The 16,954-nt window shown below is 35.1% G+C and carries 14 protein-coding genes; 8 read left to right on the top strand and 6 right to left on the bottom strand.

From position 1 onward, the window contains the following. Positions 1 to 834 precede the first annotated feature (834 nt). The 6 genes from ACTJJG_RS10250 to ACTJJG_RS10275 all read left to right on the top strand — a co-directional run bounded on the left by ACTJJG_RS10250 (position 835) and on the right by ACTJJG_RS10275 (position 7,672). Positions 835 to 1,125, top strand: coding sequence for a hypothetical protein (locus ACTJJG_RS10250; RefSeq protein WP_032057606.1), 291 nt, complete (start codon positions 835 to 837; stop codon positions 1,123 to 1,125). A 479-nt stretch (positions 1,126 to 1,604) separates the two neighbouring features. Continuing rightward, positions 1,605 to 2,138 carry a fimbrial protein gene (locus tag ACTJJG_RS10255; RefSeq protein ID WP_002113678.1) on the top strand — a complete coding sequence of 178 codons (534 nt, stop codon included), beginning with the start codon at positions 1,605 to 1,607 and terminating at the stop codon, positions 2,136 to 2,138. 87 nt (positions 2,139 to 2,225) lie between these two features. Continuing rightward, complete coding sequence (locus ACTJJG_RS10260) at positions 2,226 to 2,960, top strand: fimbrial biogenesis chaperone (protein ID WP_032070685.1); 735 nt, start codon at positions 2,226 to 2,228, stop codon at positions 2,958 to 2,960. Between the two features lie 55 nt (positions 2,961 to 3,015). Beyond that, entirely contained in the window at positions 3,016 to 5,577 is a 2,562-nt protein-coding gene (locus tag ACTJJG_RS10265) for a fimbria/pilus outer membrane usher protein (RefSeq protein WP_032070684.1), read from the top strand. Then, positions 5,574 to 6,596, top strand: coding sequence for a fimbrial protein (locus tag ACTJJG_RS10270; protein WP_440608937.1), 1,023 nt, complete (start codon positions 5,574 to 5,576; stop codon positions 6,594 to 6,596). The genes ACTJJG_RS10265 and ACTJJG_RS10270 overlap by 4 nt, the downstream gene beginning before the upstream one ends. Before the next feature lie 104 nt (positions 6,597 to 6,700). Next, positions 6,701 to 7,672, top strand: coding sequence for a DUF4882 family protein (locus ACTJJG_RS10275; protein WP_440608938.1), 972 nt, complete (start codon positions 6,701 to 6,703; stop codon positions 7,670 to 7,672). Between the two features lie 57 nt (positions 7,673 to 7,729). Here ACTJJG_RS10275 and ACTJJG_RS10280 read toward each other — a convergent pair whose 3' ends face one another. After that, a complete protein-coding gene (locus ACTJJG_RS10280; RefSeq protein WP_002113559.1) occupies positions 7,730 to 8,839 on the bottom strand; it encodes an S-(hydroxymethyl)glutathione dehydrogenase/class III alcohol dehydrogenase in 1,110 nt (369 codons plus the stop codon). Positions 8,840 to 9,065: 226 nt separating this feature from the next. Beyond that, complete coding sequence (locus tag ACTJJG_RS10285; RefSeq protein ID WP_032057600.1) at positions 9,066 to 10,937, bottom strand: non-contractile tail sheath protein; 1,872 nt, start codon at positions 10,935 to 10,937, stop codon at positions 9,066 to 9,068. A 183-nt stretch (positions 10,938 to 11,120) separates the two neighbouring features. On the opposite strand from ACTJJG_RS10285, the gene ACTJJG_RS10290 reads away from it, so the two are divergent. Then, positions 11,121 to 12,278, top strand: coding sequence for a catalase family protein (locus tag ACTJJG_RS10290; RefSeq protein WP_069119743.1), 1,158 nt, complete (start codon positions 11,121 to 11,123; stop codon positions 12,276 to 12,278). Positions 12,279 to 12,343: 65 nt separating this feature from the next. On the opposite strand, the gene ACTJJG_RS10295 is transcribed toward ACTJJG_RS10290, so the two are convergent. From ACTJJG_RS10295 to ACTJJG_RS10305, 3 genes are all read right to left on the bottom strand, one after another. Continuing rightward, a complete protein-coding gene (locus ACTJJG_RS10295) occupies positions 12,344 to 12,649 on the bottom strand; it encodes a hypothetical protein (RefSeq protein ID WP_069119741.1) in 306 nt (101 codons plus the stop codon). 833 nt (positions 12,650 to 13,482) lie between these two features. After that, the gene (locus tag ACTJJG_RS10300; protein ID WP_069119739.1) at positions 13,483 to 13,938 is read right to left on the bottom strand and encodes a hypothetical protein; all 456 of its coding nucleotides are present in this window, start codon (positions 13,936 to 13,938) and stop codon (positions 13,483 to 13,485) included. 188 nt (positions 13,939 to 14,126) lie between these two features. Further along, the gene (locus ACTJJG_RS10305; RefSeq protein WP_080631095.1) at positions 14,127 to 14,561 is read right to left on the bottom strand and encodes a GFA family protein; all 435 of its coding nucleotides are present in this window, start codon (positions 14,559 to 14,561) and stop codon (positions 14,127 to 14,129) included. Between the two features lie 188 nt (positions 14,562 to 14,749). Here ACTJJG_RS10305 and ACTJJG_RS10310 point away from each other — a divergent pair, with 188 nt between their 5' ends. After that, on the top strand, positions 14,750 to 16,339 hold the full coding sequence (locus ACTJJG_RS10310) for a phospholipase D family protein (protein ID WP_233752335.1): 1,590 nt from the start codon (positions 14,750 to 14,752) through the stop codon (positions 16,337 to 16,339). A gap of 17 nt (positions 16,340 to 16,356) precedes the next feature. Here the strand turns inward: ACTJJG_RS10310 and ACTJJG_RS10315 are convergent, their stop codons facing one another. Beyond that, on the bottom strand, positions 16,357 to 16,944 hold the full coding sequence (locus ACTJJG_RS10315) for a uracil-DNA glycosylase family protein (RefSeq protein WP_032062255.1): 588 nt from the start codon (positions 16,942 to 16,944) through the stop codon (positions 16,357 to 16,359). Positions 16,945 to 16,954: the final 10 nt, after the last annotated feature.

Genomic DNA, 16,954 nt, shown 5'->3' on the forward strand with positions numbered 1-16,954 from the left:
AGACTGCGTAATCTTCTCACTGGGGCTTAGTAACATAATCTGTGCATCACATTATACGAACAGTTGTATAATTCAATATTGTCCCATAGCTTGGTAGCTATCTTTCATTTGTTTGTAGTGCTTATTTCTTTCTAGCTATTGCGGTACTTTTAGCTATGTGGAATGAATTTTTATTCTAATTAAATTCAGCACTAGCATCTTCTGACGTTGCTATTGATGGATAATAAATAGGATTCATAAAATCTAATTAAATAGAAATTATGATTAGGTTTGGCTAATAATCGCTTGTTTGATTTTTATTGAGCTTTTCTCTACCTAGAGCTCCTAGAAATTAAAACTATATTTCGCCAGACCATTTTCCTAAAATCTTTAAAGTCTATGCTAAATTCTAATTTATTAGCTCTGATATGCTCAAATCCGCAATATAAAGCAAATTACAGATTAGTTTAATAATGTATATTTAGTCACATTTTTATTAAAATCTATATTTTATTTCTCAGTAATAATTTTGAAATATAAATTCTAAATTAAAAAATGAATTATATTTTTATTAAATATTTTAATGTATATCATGCTGTTTTAATTTGCAGTCTGTTTTTTTATTAATCATTATTTTTTAAATTTTTAAAAATAACAATAACTTAATATTGTTTTGGTGGTTTTATTATTAATAAATTTTTAGAAATTATAACTATTGCATTATTTAAAGTATTTAATGTGATTTATATCACGTATAAATTAATAATTTTTTATTATTTAAAGATTAATGATTGTTTTTAAATTAAAAATAAGGTATCAAATATATATAAACTATTTTATAAATAGGTATATAAAATGAAAAATAATATATTTAAACTTCTTGTTTTGATAGTGCTTTCCTCTTACACACTATTTTGTTATGCAAGTAACACAATAATGATAAGAGGAAATATTGTTGAAGATACATGTTCAAGAGAACATAGCGAGATAGAATGTGTTGAGGTAAATAATTTAAATATTAAACTTGATAGTGAATATTTAAATAAAGATAGTCTTTTTAAATTAGCTCAACATACTGAGAAAATGGACACAAGCATTGAGAGCATAAGTTCTAACCACAAAGTCGTGCTTATTAATTACCATTAATATCCAAACTTATTTCTGCAGTAAGTTTGATGAAAGAGTGATTTGTCTAATTCGTCGCATGTTTTGATGAATTGATTGATGAGTCACTCTTTTTTTATAAAAAATGACTATTTGTATATTTTTTCTGTATACATATGCATAATTTATTCTATATAATTGTATTCTATGAATTTAAGCTTATTTTTCACATAATTTGTTTAATTCTTTTTTATTTACATCGTGTTCTTATGTAACTTGCTTCTCTTCATAGCTTTTCTTTTTTATAAAACAAAAAAATGTTCATAAACAATGGTATAGGCTATTGATAGCGGCTATACATCTCAAATAATAAATGTGATTGAATTAAAATTATGAAAAAATAATGTGATCTAGTTTGCATTTTGTTTAATAAGTGTTAAGATCGCCGCATTACTTTTCAAGATGTCAAACACTGGAAAAGTAAGGAAATAAACTTTTATCCAGACTTTTGAGAAAACACTATGAAAAAACTTGCTTTGATCGCTGCTCTTTCGGTTGTAGGGATTGCTAATGCTCAAGCTGCTGATGGTACAATTACAATTAATGGTTTAGTTACAGACAAAACTTGTGACATCGTTACCCCTGCTGGTAAAGACTTCACAGTTACTCTTCCAACTGTTTCTAAACAAACTTTAGCTGTTGCTGGGGATGTTGCTGGTCGTACTCCTTTCCAAATCAACCTAGCTAACTGTTCACAAGGTAAAGTAGCTACTTACTTCGAACCAGGTGCAACTGTTGACTTTAATACTGGTCGTTTACTTAACCAAGACGCTACTGGTGCTAAAAACGTTAACGTTCAACTTTTAGGTAGCAACAACAACTTCATCCCAGTACTTGCTGCGGGTGCAAACGGTGCTCAAGCTAACTCTCAATGGGTTGACGTAGCTGATGGCGCAGGTGCTGACCTTAACTACTACGCTGAATACTATGCAACTGGCGCTTCTACTGCTGGTAAAGTAACTACTTCTGTTCAATACACAATTATCTATCAATAATTAATTGGTAGCGGGGTTTCTATGTCCGCATGGAAACCCTGTTTTGTGTAACGCTTTCCTGAATCTTTCTTGGTTGAGAACTCGAAAATGAAATTGAACAGTTATAATTTTTTGTTAGGTTTAGCATTTGCTTCAGCAGTTATTGCACCTGCTACTCAAGCAGAAATTGTAATTCATGGCACTCGTGTAATTTACCCGTCAGATGCTAGAGAAGTTACGCTACAAGTTAGCAATAACGGTTCAAAGCCAGCACTTGTCCAAGCTTGGATTGATGAAGGTGACCCAAAAAGTACACCGGACCAATCAAAAGTTCCTTTTATGATTGCTCCTCCTATTTCTCGTGTTGAAGCAACGAAAAGTCAGACTCTTCGTATTACAGCTTTACCAAATGCTTCTCAGTTAAATCAGAAGCAAGAAACAGTTCTGTGGTTGAATATTTTAGATATTCCACCAAGACCTACTTCAAAAAGTGAAGATACGACACCTGATAACTTCTTACAACTTGCAATTCGTTCACGGATTAAATTCTTCTATCGTCCTTCATCGATTAAAGAAGACGCGAATTTAGCATCAGATAAGCTTCAATGGGTTAAATCTGGTCAAAGTTTAACGGTAAAAAATCCTACCCCTTTTCATATCACTATGACTTCTGTTTACCAAAAGGCAGGTGATAAAAAAGTTGATTTATTACCTCAAGGGCTAATGATTAAGCCTTTTTCTGAAGCGTCAGTTCAACTTAAGAATGGCAACCTTCAAGATATGAGTTTTATTAATGTTAATGACTACGGTGGTCGCGTTGAGCACCCGATAAAACTCCAGTAATCAGATTTATCTTTTTAATAAATTTAAGCACCTATATGTGTAGGCGGACTTAGCTATGCCAAAAAAAAGGCAAGAATCTTATAAATTATTAAAACGCCATATTTGTTACTACTTGGCTTCTGGTGTTGTCACAATGACAATGCCTGTAGTCGTGCATGCTGAAGAAACAACTACGAGTGCTCCAGTAGAGGCTGAATTTGATTCTGCTTTTTTAATTGGGGATGCTCAAAAAGTTGATATTTCTCGTTTTAAATATGGAAACCCTGTTTTACCAGGCGAATATAACGTTGACGTATATGTAAATGGTCAATGGTTTGGCAAACGTCGTATGGTCTTTAAAGCATTAGACCCTAATAAAAATGCAGTAACCTGTTTCACAGGAACAAACCTACTTGAGTACGGCGTTAAACAAGACATTTTGTCTAAACATACTGCCCTTCAAAAAGAAAATAATAGTTGTTATAAAATTGAAGAGTGGGTTGAAAATGCATTCTATGAGTTTGATACCTCTCGTTTACGTGTAGATATTTCTATTCCGCAAGTTGCTTTGCAAAAAAATGCGCAAGGTTATGTCGATCCAAGCGTATGGGATCGTGGTATCAATGCTGGTTTTCTGTCTTATAGTGGTAGTGCTTATAAAACATTTAATCAGTCGAATGATCAAAGTGAAACAACAAACGCATTTATGGGCGTTACGGCTGGTTTAAATATTGCTGGTTGGCAATTACGTCATAATGGCCAGTGGCAGTGGCAAGATACCCCTGCTGAAAATCAATCTAAATCAGATTATCAAGAAACAAGTACATACTTACAAAGAGCCTTCCCTAAATACCGTGGTGTTTTAACGCTAGGTGATAGTTTTACAAACGGCGAAGTATTTGACTCTATTGGTTATCGTGGTATCGATTTCTCAAGTGATGACCGAATGCTACCAAATAGTATGTTAGGTTACGCCCCGCGTATTCGTGGTAACGCAAAAACCAATGCAAAAGTTGAAGTTCGTCAACAAGGCCAACTTATCTATCAAACAACTGTTGCACCAGGTAATTTTGAGATTAATGACCTTTACCCTACTGGTTTTGGTGGGGAAATTGAAGTTTCTATTATTGAAGCAAATGGTCAAGTACAAAAATTTTCGGTTCCATATGCTTCAGTTGTACAAATGTTGCGTCCAGGTGTAAACCGTTACTCTTTGACTGTAGGTCAGTTCCGAGATCAAGATATTGACCTTAATCCTTGGGTAGTTCAGGGTAAATACCAACAAGGTATTAACAACTACCTAACAGGTTATACAGGCATACAAGCTACAGAAAATTATGCTGCTGTATTGTTAGGTGCTGCTTTTGCTACACCAATTGGTGCTGTTGCGTTAGATGTGACCCACTCTGAAGCCGACTTTGAAAAACAGTCATCACAATCTGGGCAAAGTTTCCGTTTAAGCTATAGTAAGTTAATTTCTCCGACTAACACAAACTTAACTCTTGCTGCATATCGTTACTCGACAGAAAACTTCTATAAATTACGTGATGCTCTACTTATTCGTGATTTAGAAGAAAAAGGTGTAAACACTTATGCGGCTGCGGGCCACCAGCGTAGTGAATTCCAAATTACTTTAAACCAAGGACTTCCTGAAGGTTGGGGTAACTTCTATGTAGTAGGTTCGTGGGTTGACTATTGGAACCGTAGCGAAAGTACTAAACAGTACCAAATTGGTTATAGCAATAACTACCATGGTTTAACTTATGGTTTATCTGCAATTAACCGTAAGGTTGAGTACGGTTCAAATGATGCGACGCATGATACTGAATATCTAATGACGCTTTCATTCCCAATTAACTTTAAAAAGAATTCAGTCAACGTCAACGTTACTGCTTCTGAAGATAGCCGTACTGTTGGCGCAAGCGGAATGGTTGGCGATCGCTTTAGTTATGGTGCCTCTGTTTCACATCAAGACTATGCAAATCCAACATTTAACGCTAATGGTCGTTATCGTACGAACTATGCAACTGTTGGTGGTTCTTATAGTATTGCTGACTCTTACCAACAAGCAATGGTTAGCTTAAGTGGTAGTGTGGTTGCACATTCAGATGGTATTTTATTTGGACCTGAGCAAGGCCAAACAATGGTACTTGTACATGCACCTGATGCAGCTGGAGCAAAAGTTAATAATACCGTTGGTTTAAGCGTAAATAAAGCTGGTTATGCGGTTATCCCGTATGTTACACCTTATCGCCTAAACGATATTACGCTTGACCCACAAGAAATGTCGAGCCAAGTAGAGCTTGAAGAAACAAGTCAACGTATCGCACCTTTTGCTGGCGCAATTGCGAAAGTGGATTTTGCGACTAAGACAGGTTATGCAGTCTACATTAATAGTAAAACTGCTGATGGCAACAGTTTACCATTTGGAGCTCAAGTCTTTAACCAAAAAGATGAAGCTGTAGGTATTGTTGCACAAGGTAGTATGATTTACTTACGTACCCCACTTGCTCAAGATAGTCTCTATGTAAAATGGGGCGACGAAAGCAATGAGCGTTGTTCGGTTGAGTACAACATCAGTAATCAGTTGCAAAATAAGCAACAAAGCATGGTAATGACTGAGGCTGTCTGCAAATGAAAAGAATATTATTAACAGGTTTTTTATTTACGGCCGGCCTTGGTGTATATGGTGAAGCCAATGCTTACTGTACACTCAGTTCTGGATTCAGCACAGTTGATATATCAATGGCTGTTGGACGAGTTGTTGTTCGACCAAGTGATCCTGTTGGAAAGGTTCTAAGAAAAGCAACTTTTCCAATCAACTCAACTGGACAGGCTTCAACAGCCAAATGCACGTCATATAGTGATAGTATTACAGCGGTATTAACTCAAAGTTACCCTTTAAGCTCACTCGGTAACAGTATTTATTCTACGAATATTCCTGGGATTGGTATTCGCTTATATCGTGAAGCTGAAAATGCAACTAACTTTTCAGGGTATTATCCATATAGTCGTAGTGTGACACCAGGTACGAGTTATTTTCTTGCTTCGGGATATTTTGTTGTCGAAATTGTGAAAACAGCTGAACAGACTGGTTCGGGCACATTAGTTCCTGGCTTATATAGTCGATACTATGTAAGTGGTTATATGAACCGCCCTTTTTTAACCAGTACTGTTAATGGTAATGCGATTACCATTGCTTCTTCTTCATGTGAAATCCAGGGTAATATTAATAAAGTTGTACAGCTTCCAACCGTTACAAAAGCTGGGTTCAAAGGCGTTGGTTCTACTCAAGGCGAACTAACCTTTGATATGAACATCTTATGTAATGGTGGTATCAACCCTACTGGCTACGAAGAGAAAAACCTCATTAGTTTAACTTATGACTTTACCCAAGACGGAACAAACACTCAGGTACTCGCAAATACTGCTCCGACATCTGAAAAAGCAAACGGCGTAGGTGTACAGTTACTCTGGAACTATCAAAATAAGAATCAAGTCATCAAAAAAGGTGACAAATTAGCCCTAGGTACATTGTCTTCTAACCAGACAATTCAATATAACGTACCGATGACTGCCCGCTACTATCAAACAGCAACAAATGTGACTGCTGGTAAGGTCCGTGCAATGGCTACTGTAACTATTGAATATGATTAATCATATTCAATAGTTTTTAAACCCAATAATTTTAAATATTAATAATAAATTTTACTTTATCACTACTTTCAAAGAATTTAATACTTAACTTAATAGGAATATTTATGAAAAAAATAGGTATAGTTGCTGTTAGTGCAATTACATTATGTTGGGCAATGTATGAGGTATCTTCTGATAATACCAATACAGTAACGCCTAATCAGGCTAGCCAAAAAGTATCATCTAAAAGCATTTCATCGACTACAAAGAATGAAAAATTAGCGTCTCAAACCCTCTTAGCTCAAACTACCTCCCTTAACTCTTCTGCTCCAGTCTGCAAATACAATTTTGACGCGACTCAAGCAGATTTCGATCTATGGAGTAATGAAAATCCTGGATATGTTCCTCTGAAGATATTCCCATCGATAGCAGGCCAAAAATTTAGTCTTAAAGTAGAACCTAGGCCAGAAAGTGAGTATGGCTACATAGATTATGTAGCTAGAAGTAAAGCTAGTCTTAATTCGTCTAATGACATTGGAGATTTCACACTTCCTCATACTGGTATTATCGCATTAGAAATAGAACTTAAAATACCAACAATAAAACTTGTTAATTCAGGATTTGAAAACAATACGTATATGTCTAGTATTTATTTTACGGGCGTGACAGATAATGGTTATACAGTTAGATCAAGCTATGGGTTTGATATGGGAAGTTATGATCCAGATTTTGGTGAAAACCCTCCTATGTTAATTTATTCTGTAAATTATCGTCTTAGCGATAATAGTGGGCCTGATCATTCCTACTACAAAAGCCAGAACATGACAAATAATACACAGGAATATCAACGATTAGGAATATATATTAACCAGAATAATGGGCAGGTCGGTTTTATTGTAAATGGTGTTGATCAAGGTTATAAATCTACTTTACCTGCTCCACTTGAAAATATAAGTTTTAATGTAGTAAGTGGTTTATCAATATATTCTAATCAGTTATTTGGGCAAGAGTTGTCTAGTGAACTCATTACTGACCGTAATGCATTACAGTTTAACTATCCTCAGGGCACAACAGACATGTGTGGTAATGCTATTTAAGATATAAAACTATAAGTGGTAAAAAAGGGCTGAATCACAGCCCTTTTTTTCTTTTATTTAGAAATGAATGACAGTACGAATTGATTTACCTTCGTGCATTAAATCAAAAGCGGTATTAATGTCTTGTAGAGGCATTGTATGCGTTACAAAAGGTTCAAGTTGAATCTCACCTTTCATAGCATCTTCGACCATTTTAGGAAGTTGTGAGCGGCCTTTTACCCCACCAAAAGCAGTACCTAACCATTTACGGCCTGTCACTAGCTGGAATGGACGAGTCGAAATTTCTTGACCTGCACCAGCAACACCAATAATAACGGATTGTCCCCAACCACGATGTGCACACTCTAGAGCCGAACGCATAACCTTGACGTTACCAATACATTCAAATGAATGATCTACGCCCCAACCTGTCATTTCTACAATCACTTGCTGAATAGGTTGGTCATAATCTTTTGGATTTAAGAAATCGGTAGCACCAAACTGTTTAGCAAGTTCAAATTTATCTGGGTTTGTATCTACGACAATAATGCGTCCTGCTTTCGCTTGGCGTGCACCTTGTACAACAGCTAAACCAATACCGCCTAAACCAAATACGGCAACAGAATCACCTTCTTGTACTTTTGCTGTGTTATGCACGGCGCCAATACCAGTTGTCACACCACATCCAAGTAAACAAACTTGTTCGTGATTCGCTTCAGGATTGATTTTAGCCAAAGAGACTTCTGCAACTACCGTATATTCACTAAAGGTTGAACAACCCATGTAATGGTAAATCGGTTCGCCGTTATATGAAAAACGTGTGGTTCCATCCGGCATTACACCTTTACCTTGAGTAGCACGTACCGCAACACATAAGTTGGTTTTTCCAGATTTACAGAATAAACACTCTTTACATTCAGCCGTATAAAGTGGAATCACATGGTCACCAGGTTTAACGCTTGTTACGCCCTCACCCACTTCAACCACAACACCTGCGCCTTCATGACCTAAGATGGCAGGAAAAACACCCTCTGGGTCATCGCCAGATAATGTAAAAGCATCGGTATGACATACCCCTGTATGGGTAATTTTTATTAAAACTTCACCCGCTTGAGGTGGTGCAACATCAACTTCAACAATTTCTAAAGGTTTTCCTGGGGCAAAGGCGACAGCTGCACGAGATTTCATCTTTGGGTTTCCTTTAAATCATTCGGTATTTATAGTCGAGCAAAATAGATTATATATCTCTAATACAAGAGCTTAATTTTGCTTAAATTAAAATTGGCTTTCATGACAATCCATCACAGCATAGCCAGTCAGATACATCTAAGCAAGCCTACATTTAAAAAAGAAGAAAACCTCTTACTTGAAGAGGTTTCTTATCAAATCATTATCTTATAAGCAGCTTTTTTACTTATAGGTAAATATCTGGTGGATATGGTGTGTTATCACTAATTGGAGAATAAAGCGTATTTTCAATAAAGAAGCCATTTGGAGCTTGAGTGGTATCAATCGTAATTGAATCATACATAACTTGTGGATATGCCCAGATAAATTGCTTCATTAACCCTAAAGAAACATTGTTTTTCATGTCACCAAAAATTCGTTGCCAAATGGGTGTTCGATATGGCTTGGTTTTATCAAAACCATAGATATAAGCAATAGAGGCATCGGGAACAAAACCAGATAAATAAATGACTTTATTGGCAGGATAGCCTAACCCTTGTATAGGTATTTGGGAAACTGCCTGATGTGCCAAGTCTAAGCGAGCTTCTAGCAACCAGTCATAAGCTTCTGTCATCATGTAATCAAAATTAGGATATGAATAATGTTGGCTTGGATAGTTAATATAAGTAGCTAATGTCTGAATTGGGGACTGAATGGAAGGAAAGAAAATAAGAGGACTAACTTTGGCAGTAGAATATTTTGCTTTGATCACGGTACGAATATTTTGACAGGTTTGACCTAATTTATTTCTAAGCCATGTTTTAAACTCATCATATGGCGTTCCTGTTTTATTCATTGCCTCATAAATAGTACCCAAATCTGGTGCATATAATCCTGTATCCGCATTAAAAGCCAATTTTGTTGGGTAGTCATACACACAAGGTAGATTGGTGTCAGTGTTATACCACCACCAAGGTTCACCAATCTGCATATTTACATCGCATCCACCCCCTACCATTGTATCTGCAAACTCAATAAAGACTTTATGTAGATATGCCAAAGCATTCTGATGACTTAAACTAAAAAAATAGCTCGGTGGTTGGTAACCTGTTTTACCTAAATTACTGTTCCAGTCACGCTGTGCCCAATATTCATTTGCGCCCAAGGAATACATTTCAAAGCTTACCCCAAAAATGGGTTGCAAACTGGCGTTATGCAAAGCCTGAGCATATTTCTCATGCCATTTACGAGTGCATGAGTTAACGACCGCCTCGCCTGTCACCAACGTATCAGGTATCTGCCATTTATTAATATCACTTTTCCATGTCATTTCTGGATAATGCGACATCCCACAATAGTGGTTAACAAAACCCTGGTATCCCAAAGCGACCATATTGTTGACTAAGCGCTGAGGATTTAAGTCATAGTGGTCATCATAGCTGGTGCAGATGCCATAGTTGTGCTGTGGCACAACTACACGGCTCAAATTTAACTTTGCATTTGTTCCAGTTACAACGGAGTTAATGAGGCGAATGTAGCCATCTTTTGGTTGACTTAAAGGTATAGCGGTTTGACCATTATAGTCACTGGTAAAGCCAGAAAATGAGATTCGCTGAATATTGGTTACTGGAAAGCTATCTGTAGCAGAGAAGCCTGCTTTTACTGTATCCCAATTAATACGAATATGCGCCGTTCGCGAGGAAGGATTATTTGCGTAATTAAATAGAACAATATATGCAATTTTATTTACGCCATTTTCATTATAGTACACCGTTAAAGTGGGCGTTAAACTTGGATTGTTAAGCATTGGCATCGTGGCAGATAACTCAATATCGAAGTCCCAAACCACCCCTGCATAGCTATATTTGGTTTGATACGCTAAAAATTTATGATCTTTAGTGTCATAAGAATCCCAAGTAATTCCTACCAAATCATTTGTCATACGTGATCTAAAAGATGCTTCAAAACCATTTCCATAGTTCGTAATGGCGAAAGACATCGTTTGCGGGCCGTCTATTCTCCAATAAATAGGGCTAAACCGATCAATAAGTGTATTCTGAGTGATTGGGCGAGGTGATGTATTAGTATTATTTTGTACATTCTGTGAGTTATTTATCATGTCTACATTCTCTTAATGTATTAAGAGATTTTATATTAAATAATAATTCCTATGTTATTGTTCAGATAAGTAACAATGACGTTTAAATTATTTACAGTTTATATTTTTCATAAAGTTCAAAATAAAATTAAACATGAAATCTTAATATTATCCTAAAATATTTTTACACTGAGGAGTTAATAAATGGAAAATTTTATACAGCCTATAAATTTTAAAGGTTTGTTTTTATTTACTCCTCTTGTATTTGCATTATCAGGTTGTACTGAAACTTTATATTCCAACACAACGTCACCCGCAAAGACCTTTTCGGAAAGTAACTCTTATCCAGAGATCGACACAGCATTAGGAGAAAAGATACAGCCTAACGAAGAGTTGCTCGCTCAAAACATAGCTCAAGTCATTGAAAAGTCAATTCGGGAACAGTATACGGCTGGAAATGCTTTACGTGATGCACATCCTAAGGCGCATGGTTGTGTTCGTGCCGATTTTCATGTCTCAAAAAATATACCTGCCCAGTTTGCTAAAGGAATGTTTTTTCCAGATCGAAGTTATCAAGCCTGGATTCGTTTTTCTAATGCTTCAAATGACGCCTCTAATGCCGACATTAAAAAAGATGCACGTGGCATAGCAATAAAAATTTTAGGTGTGTCTGGACAGAAAATTTTAGAAAGTGAAAAGCAAGCAACCACTCAAGATTTTATTATGATTAATCATCCAGTCTTTTTTGCGAATGATGCTAAACGATATCTTTCTTTTATGAATGACGTGAATAGCCATAATATGGTCAGAAAACTTCACATTCCATTTGCGTTAGGTTTTAAGGGAACAATGAATGCTCTTGGAGCACGTAATTCACAAATTGCAAATCCATTATACGTACGTTATTGGTCTATGGTTCCCTATCAGTTAGGACTTGGCAATGATCGACAAGCAGTTAAATATTCAGTACGTGCTTGTTCAATGCAGCCAAACAATCTACCTAAGAATCCTAGTCATGATTTTTTAAGAGAAGCTTTAAAGAAAACTTTGCAAAGTACAGATGCTTGTATGGAATTTCTTATTCAACCACGAACTTCAAATCAAATGTTGGTAGAAGACTCAATGACAGAATGGGATGAAAAAGCAGCTCCTTTCTATCAAGTAGCAACTATTCATATTCCCAAGCAGAACTTTGACACACCCGAGCAAAATAAGTTTTGTGAGAATCTGTCTTTTACACCGTGGCATGCCCTACCTGAGCATAAACCATTAGGCGCAGTAAACCGAATGCGTAAAGTCATTTATGAAAACATCAGCAGAGTTCGACATGATATGAATTCAGCTCTTAGACAAGAACCTTAAATACTTTAGCTATTGTAGTTTGGTGTAAAAATTTTTCTAAAGATGAGAGTTTGCAATTGTTTCTTTTAATGGAGATTTTTGCTTGTATCGATAGTGATTCGATCAATGAAATCTGCCAACCATAAAATGAAGTCATCTTCGCTTTTATGCTTTGGAATCAAACTCATATCTAGCTTAATAGGGAGTTCATTTTTTACACTAATAACAACACCTTCGAAGTTCACAAAGTTATATAAAAACTTTAGTTCAGTGCCTGCAATAGCTTTTTTTATTTCTAAAATAAGATTATTTAAATTTCTAAAATGATTGTTTGAATAAGAACTTTTAATATTTTTATTAATTTTTTCTGCTAATAGTAAGTATTTTGGCATTTCTATCTCCTTATTAATTATTTGTAAAATATAAGTATAAGTTGAAAGCTATAAAAATAAGTTTTTAATTTTTATTAAATTGTTTCTGTATTTTTAATTTTAATTGATAAGTTATGTGCAATATAACTGTTTTATAGATTTAAAATGTGATTTATTTGGGATTTTATTCTGATTAAATTGGTAGGTATTCTTTAATCTCTTTTAAGGGTAATTAATTAAGTTTTATATTAAATAGGCTCAATATTTAAAATGTTGAGCCTATTTAATTTTTAATATTCACTTAAGACTAAAAGTAAAAAATTTACATCTTAAGTCAATTTTGGGAAACTCTTGATTTTATGAATTTTCCCACATTTTCTGCATTCTTTAATTTCGTCATGAGTAATATCAAAGTCATATTCCCAGACATGAATACAGAAAACCTGTCTAAGGTTGTGGAGCATAGACACCTCCTTATAAAAAACCAACTCAGTAGTAAGTTCTTTATGAATACACTTCGCTTATTTTGATGAGTTCTCCTCTTTAGCTTTATCCTCCTTGTGTTTACAGCAGTATCCGAAAACAGCACCAGCACTAAAGAAAAACATAGCCTTGAACATACTTATCTCCAAATGATAGTTAAGTAAGTTTAAAATTAACATTGAAGGTTGTATCTGTTTTTAGGCCAATGAGACTGATTCTGTGCGTTATGCAAACTTTTGTGAAAAGTTATAACAATATATTTTTTATGAATAAGGTGAATAAAATTAAAAAACCGCCCCAGTAGGCGGTTGCTGAATTTACAGCGAGATATAGAAGTGTAGTGGACGATCACTTCTATATTTTTTATGTACTTATTTTTCTTGGCTTATAATTTTATTAAAGGCATCTGATTTGAAATAATTAATGATCATCTCTCCACCATCTTGTGTAGAAGATGATACTTTGGGTGGTTCCTCATAATTAAACTTATAGTCTGGAGGAATAAATTTTGAGATTGGTGGAAGCTTTGCCTCACCTCCTGTTGTAATTCTTTCAATAAAACCTGCAAGCCAGAGTATATATTCGTCTTTATTTTTATATTTAGGCATAAGGCTCATGTCTAACTTAATGGCACATTCCTCTAAGGGCTTGGTTAGGCATTCCTCAAAATCTATAAAATTGTATTTAAGTTTAAATTTGGTGCCTTTAATTTCATTACGAATTACACCAACTAATTGATTTAAGTTTTCTGCCGAGCTTTCTGAAAATAAATTTTTGTCCTCAATCTTTTTATATACATTCTCAGCGATGATTAAATATTGTGGCATCTCTATTTTCTCCCTTTTATTATTAAGCTACTCACTCAGCCCTTTAAGGAAGTATGATAGATATCATGTTTTCTAATGTAATTGTTGTACTGCCAATTGTAATTAGTGTGTTTTTGTGAAACCTGCAAGCATAACCATCCGAAAAAATTAAATTTAATGCCAACTAAGTCTCGTTTTTAAAAAATTCTTTAGTCAAACAATATGTTTAGTTCATTTAAAGTTGGAAGTTCATCGTAAGATTCATCTGCATCTACTGTGTTTACCCAATTTGACTTTGAAACTATACAAAAATTAAGCTTTTTTAGAACAACAATATCTTTGTCTAATAAACCTAATGGAATCCACATAAAATCAGTAGTGCCTACCAAGTTAGGTACTGGTGAGCCACATTGACTGCAAAATGAAGATGTAAAGCCTGTTTCTTTTTTATAGGTACGGACAAGTTCTAAACCTGATAACCATTCAAATTTATCCTTATTTACTAATGTTGCTGCATTTGCCCCCGTTCCAGTTTGTTTACGGCAGAGACTACAGTGGCAGTGATAGACCGTGTTTATTTTCTTAGTAACTGAAAATTTGATTTCATTGCATAGACAAGAACCCACGTGACTCATCTCAAGCATCCTTAAAAAATAATGTTGAATATAGCATTAGGCATAAAAGGGTTAAATTTAACTTTATATTTTTAAATAGATATATCTCTATAAAAATAAAGAATTGCTAGCGTTGAGGCTTGGCAGAATGTATTTATAACGTTTAATATGAATTTTGACATATAAATTGAATATAAAAATGCTGTGATGTGCTTATCTTGGATGCGACTTTAAAAGCTTACATGATTAATCAAATTTATCAGCAGTATAGTAGTATGGCATTAAATGCTTGGGGCTTTACACATACACCTTCGTATAACGGTACATACGACCCTGATGAGAATGATATAGTGACGAATAGCTTTAATTGGTTGAATGATGAGCAAGCTACAAAAAAAACAGAACAAGGACTGACTGCTTTTGTGGCATTAGATGATGCCTTTATCAGTATCGCTTCTCGTATGTATCTAATTAGAAATGCAAAAGAAAAAATCGATTTACAATATTATATTTGGACAAATGATTTTGTTGGAAACTTAATGCTGCACGAGTTACTAACGGCGGCAGATCGTGGCGTAAAAGTTCGGTTACTCATTGACGATCAAAATGGAGTAAAGCTGGATGGAGTTCTTAGAAGCCTTCTCCACCACCCCAATTTTGAAATTCGATTATTCAATCCATACAAGTTTAGATATTTAAGAATTTTAGACTATATTTTTCGGTTCAAAAAAGTAAACCATCGCATGCATAATAAGTTAATTATTGCGGATGGCGTGATTGCGGTAACAGGCGGTCGAAATATTAGTAGTGAGTATTTTGACGCAAGTAGTAAATTTCAGTTTACAGATCTAGATATTTTATTTTATGGACATACCGTACAACATGCACAGTCTGTCTTTAATGATTTTTGGCAAAGTGATTTAAGTCAAAATGCTACTGAGCTAGTGGGAACATGTGCTGTTCACCATTTGCAAACACTAAGGCAGCACTACCATGATTTAATTCATGAAAGTGAGAATCATACTCAAACTGAAGATAAGCTTTACGATGCTCAAAGCTATTTAAAAGAACTTTTAGAGCACTATCCAATCCAATGGTCAAAAGCATATTTTGTTGCTGATTCACCTAAAAAAATCTTAGGACTGGCCGCTAAAGAAGAAATGCTTTATGGGCAAGTCCTAAAGATTATGGGTGAACCAAAGCAGCATATCGAATTAGCTTCTGCTTATTTTGTTCCTACCCAACAAGGCACTTATTATTTAAAACAACTCAAGGTGCAAGGTGTTAAAGTCAGGGTTTTAACCAACTCTTTTGCTGCAAATGATGTGGCAATTGTGCATGCCTTTTATAGTCAATATCGAGTCGAAATGCTCAAAAGTGGTGTAGAACTATTTGAGTTTAAGCCCTTTTTAGAACGCAGACGCAGAACTTGGTATGAAGTGGTGACTGGAAGTGTGATCCCTGCAAAAGGTAAAAATAAATCGAGCTTACATGCCAAGTTTTTTGATGTAGACGGTAAAGTATTTATTGGTTCTTTTAACTTTGATCCGCGTTCGACCTACTTAAATACAGAGGTCGGTCTTGTTATCGAGTCGAGTCAATTACAAGCGCAAATTTCAGTCATGCTCGATCAGCATTTACCTCAAGTTGCTTACCAGCTTAAGTTAAATAGTGAAGGCAAAATTGTTTGGTTAGATTATCAGTCGAATGGAAAGATTGTTGAATATGAAAAAGACCCAGATACGAGCCTTTTCCAACGTACCATGATTAAAGCTGTTTCATATTTGCCAGTTGAATGGATGATGTAACAGCATTTCAAGTTTACTTATAAAATGCCTATCTCTTTAAAGAATTTTTGATAAACCTCTGCTTTCTTCTCTAGCGCTAATGGATATGCTCTAGAAGAAGATGGTAGGCGGTATAAATTGATGTTACGTCCTGCAAAGTAAGTCGAGGTAGACATTCCTATAAGCGGTTTTTCGGTGTGCTCTGGTAAAACTGATATTAAAGTATCAGTTGCTTTATCGCCTGTGGTCATAATGGTTTGACATAGAGGAATATGCTGAAGTAAAACTGCAAGATCTGTTGGTGTTACTATTTCAAGAAATTTATCTGCGGCATTCCCTTTCAACCGCTTAATTTGATAAGCGGTATCAAAGATTGCAATACCAGTTTCAATCAAGAAGTTTCGAATACGTTCTTCATTAAAATTTTTTTGGCTTTCACTTAAAAAGTAAGTTTTGTCTTGGAAAAAAATCAAACCGAAAATACGCCACATATCATTTTGGAAATTGGGATAGTAAAAATCCATCTTCCATTTATTACGTGGCGGTGGAAAACTGCCTAACATTAATAAACGGGCATTTTCAGGTAAAAATGGCTCAAGTGGATGGGTTTCTATCTCAATTATCATAAAAAATCAG

The sequence above is a fragment of the Acinetobacter sp. 22512 genome (assembly GCF_052044755.1).
GTDB lineage: Bacteria > Pseudomonadota > Gammaproteobacteria > Pseudomonadales > Moraxellaceae > Acinetobacter > Acinetobacter pittii.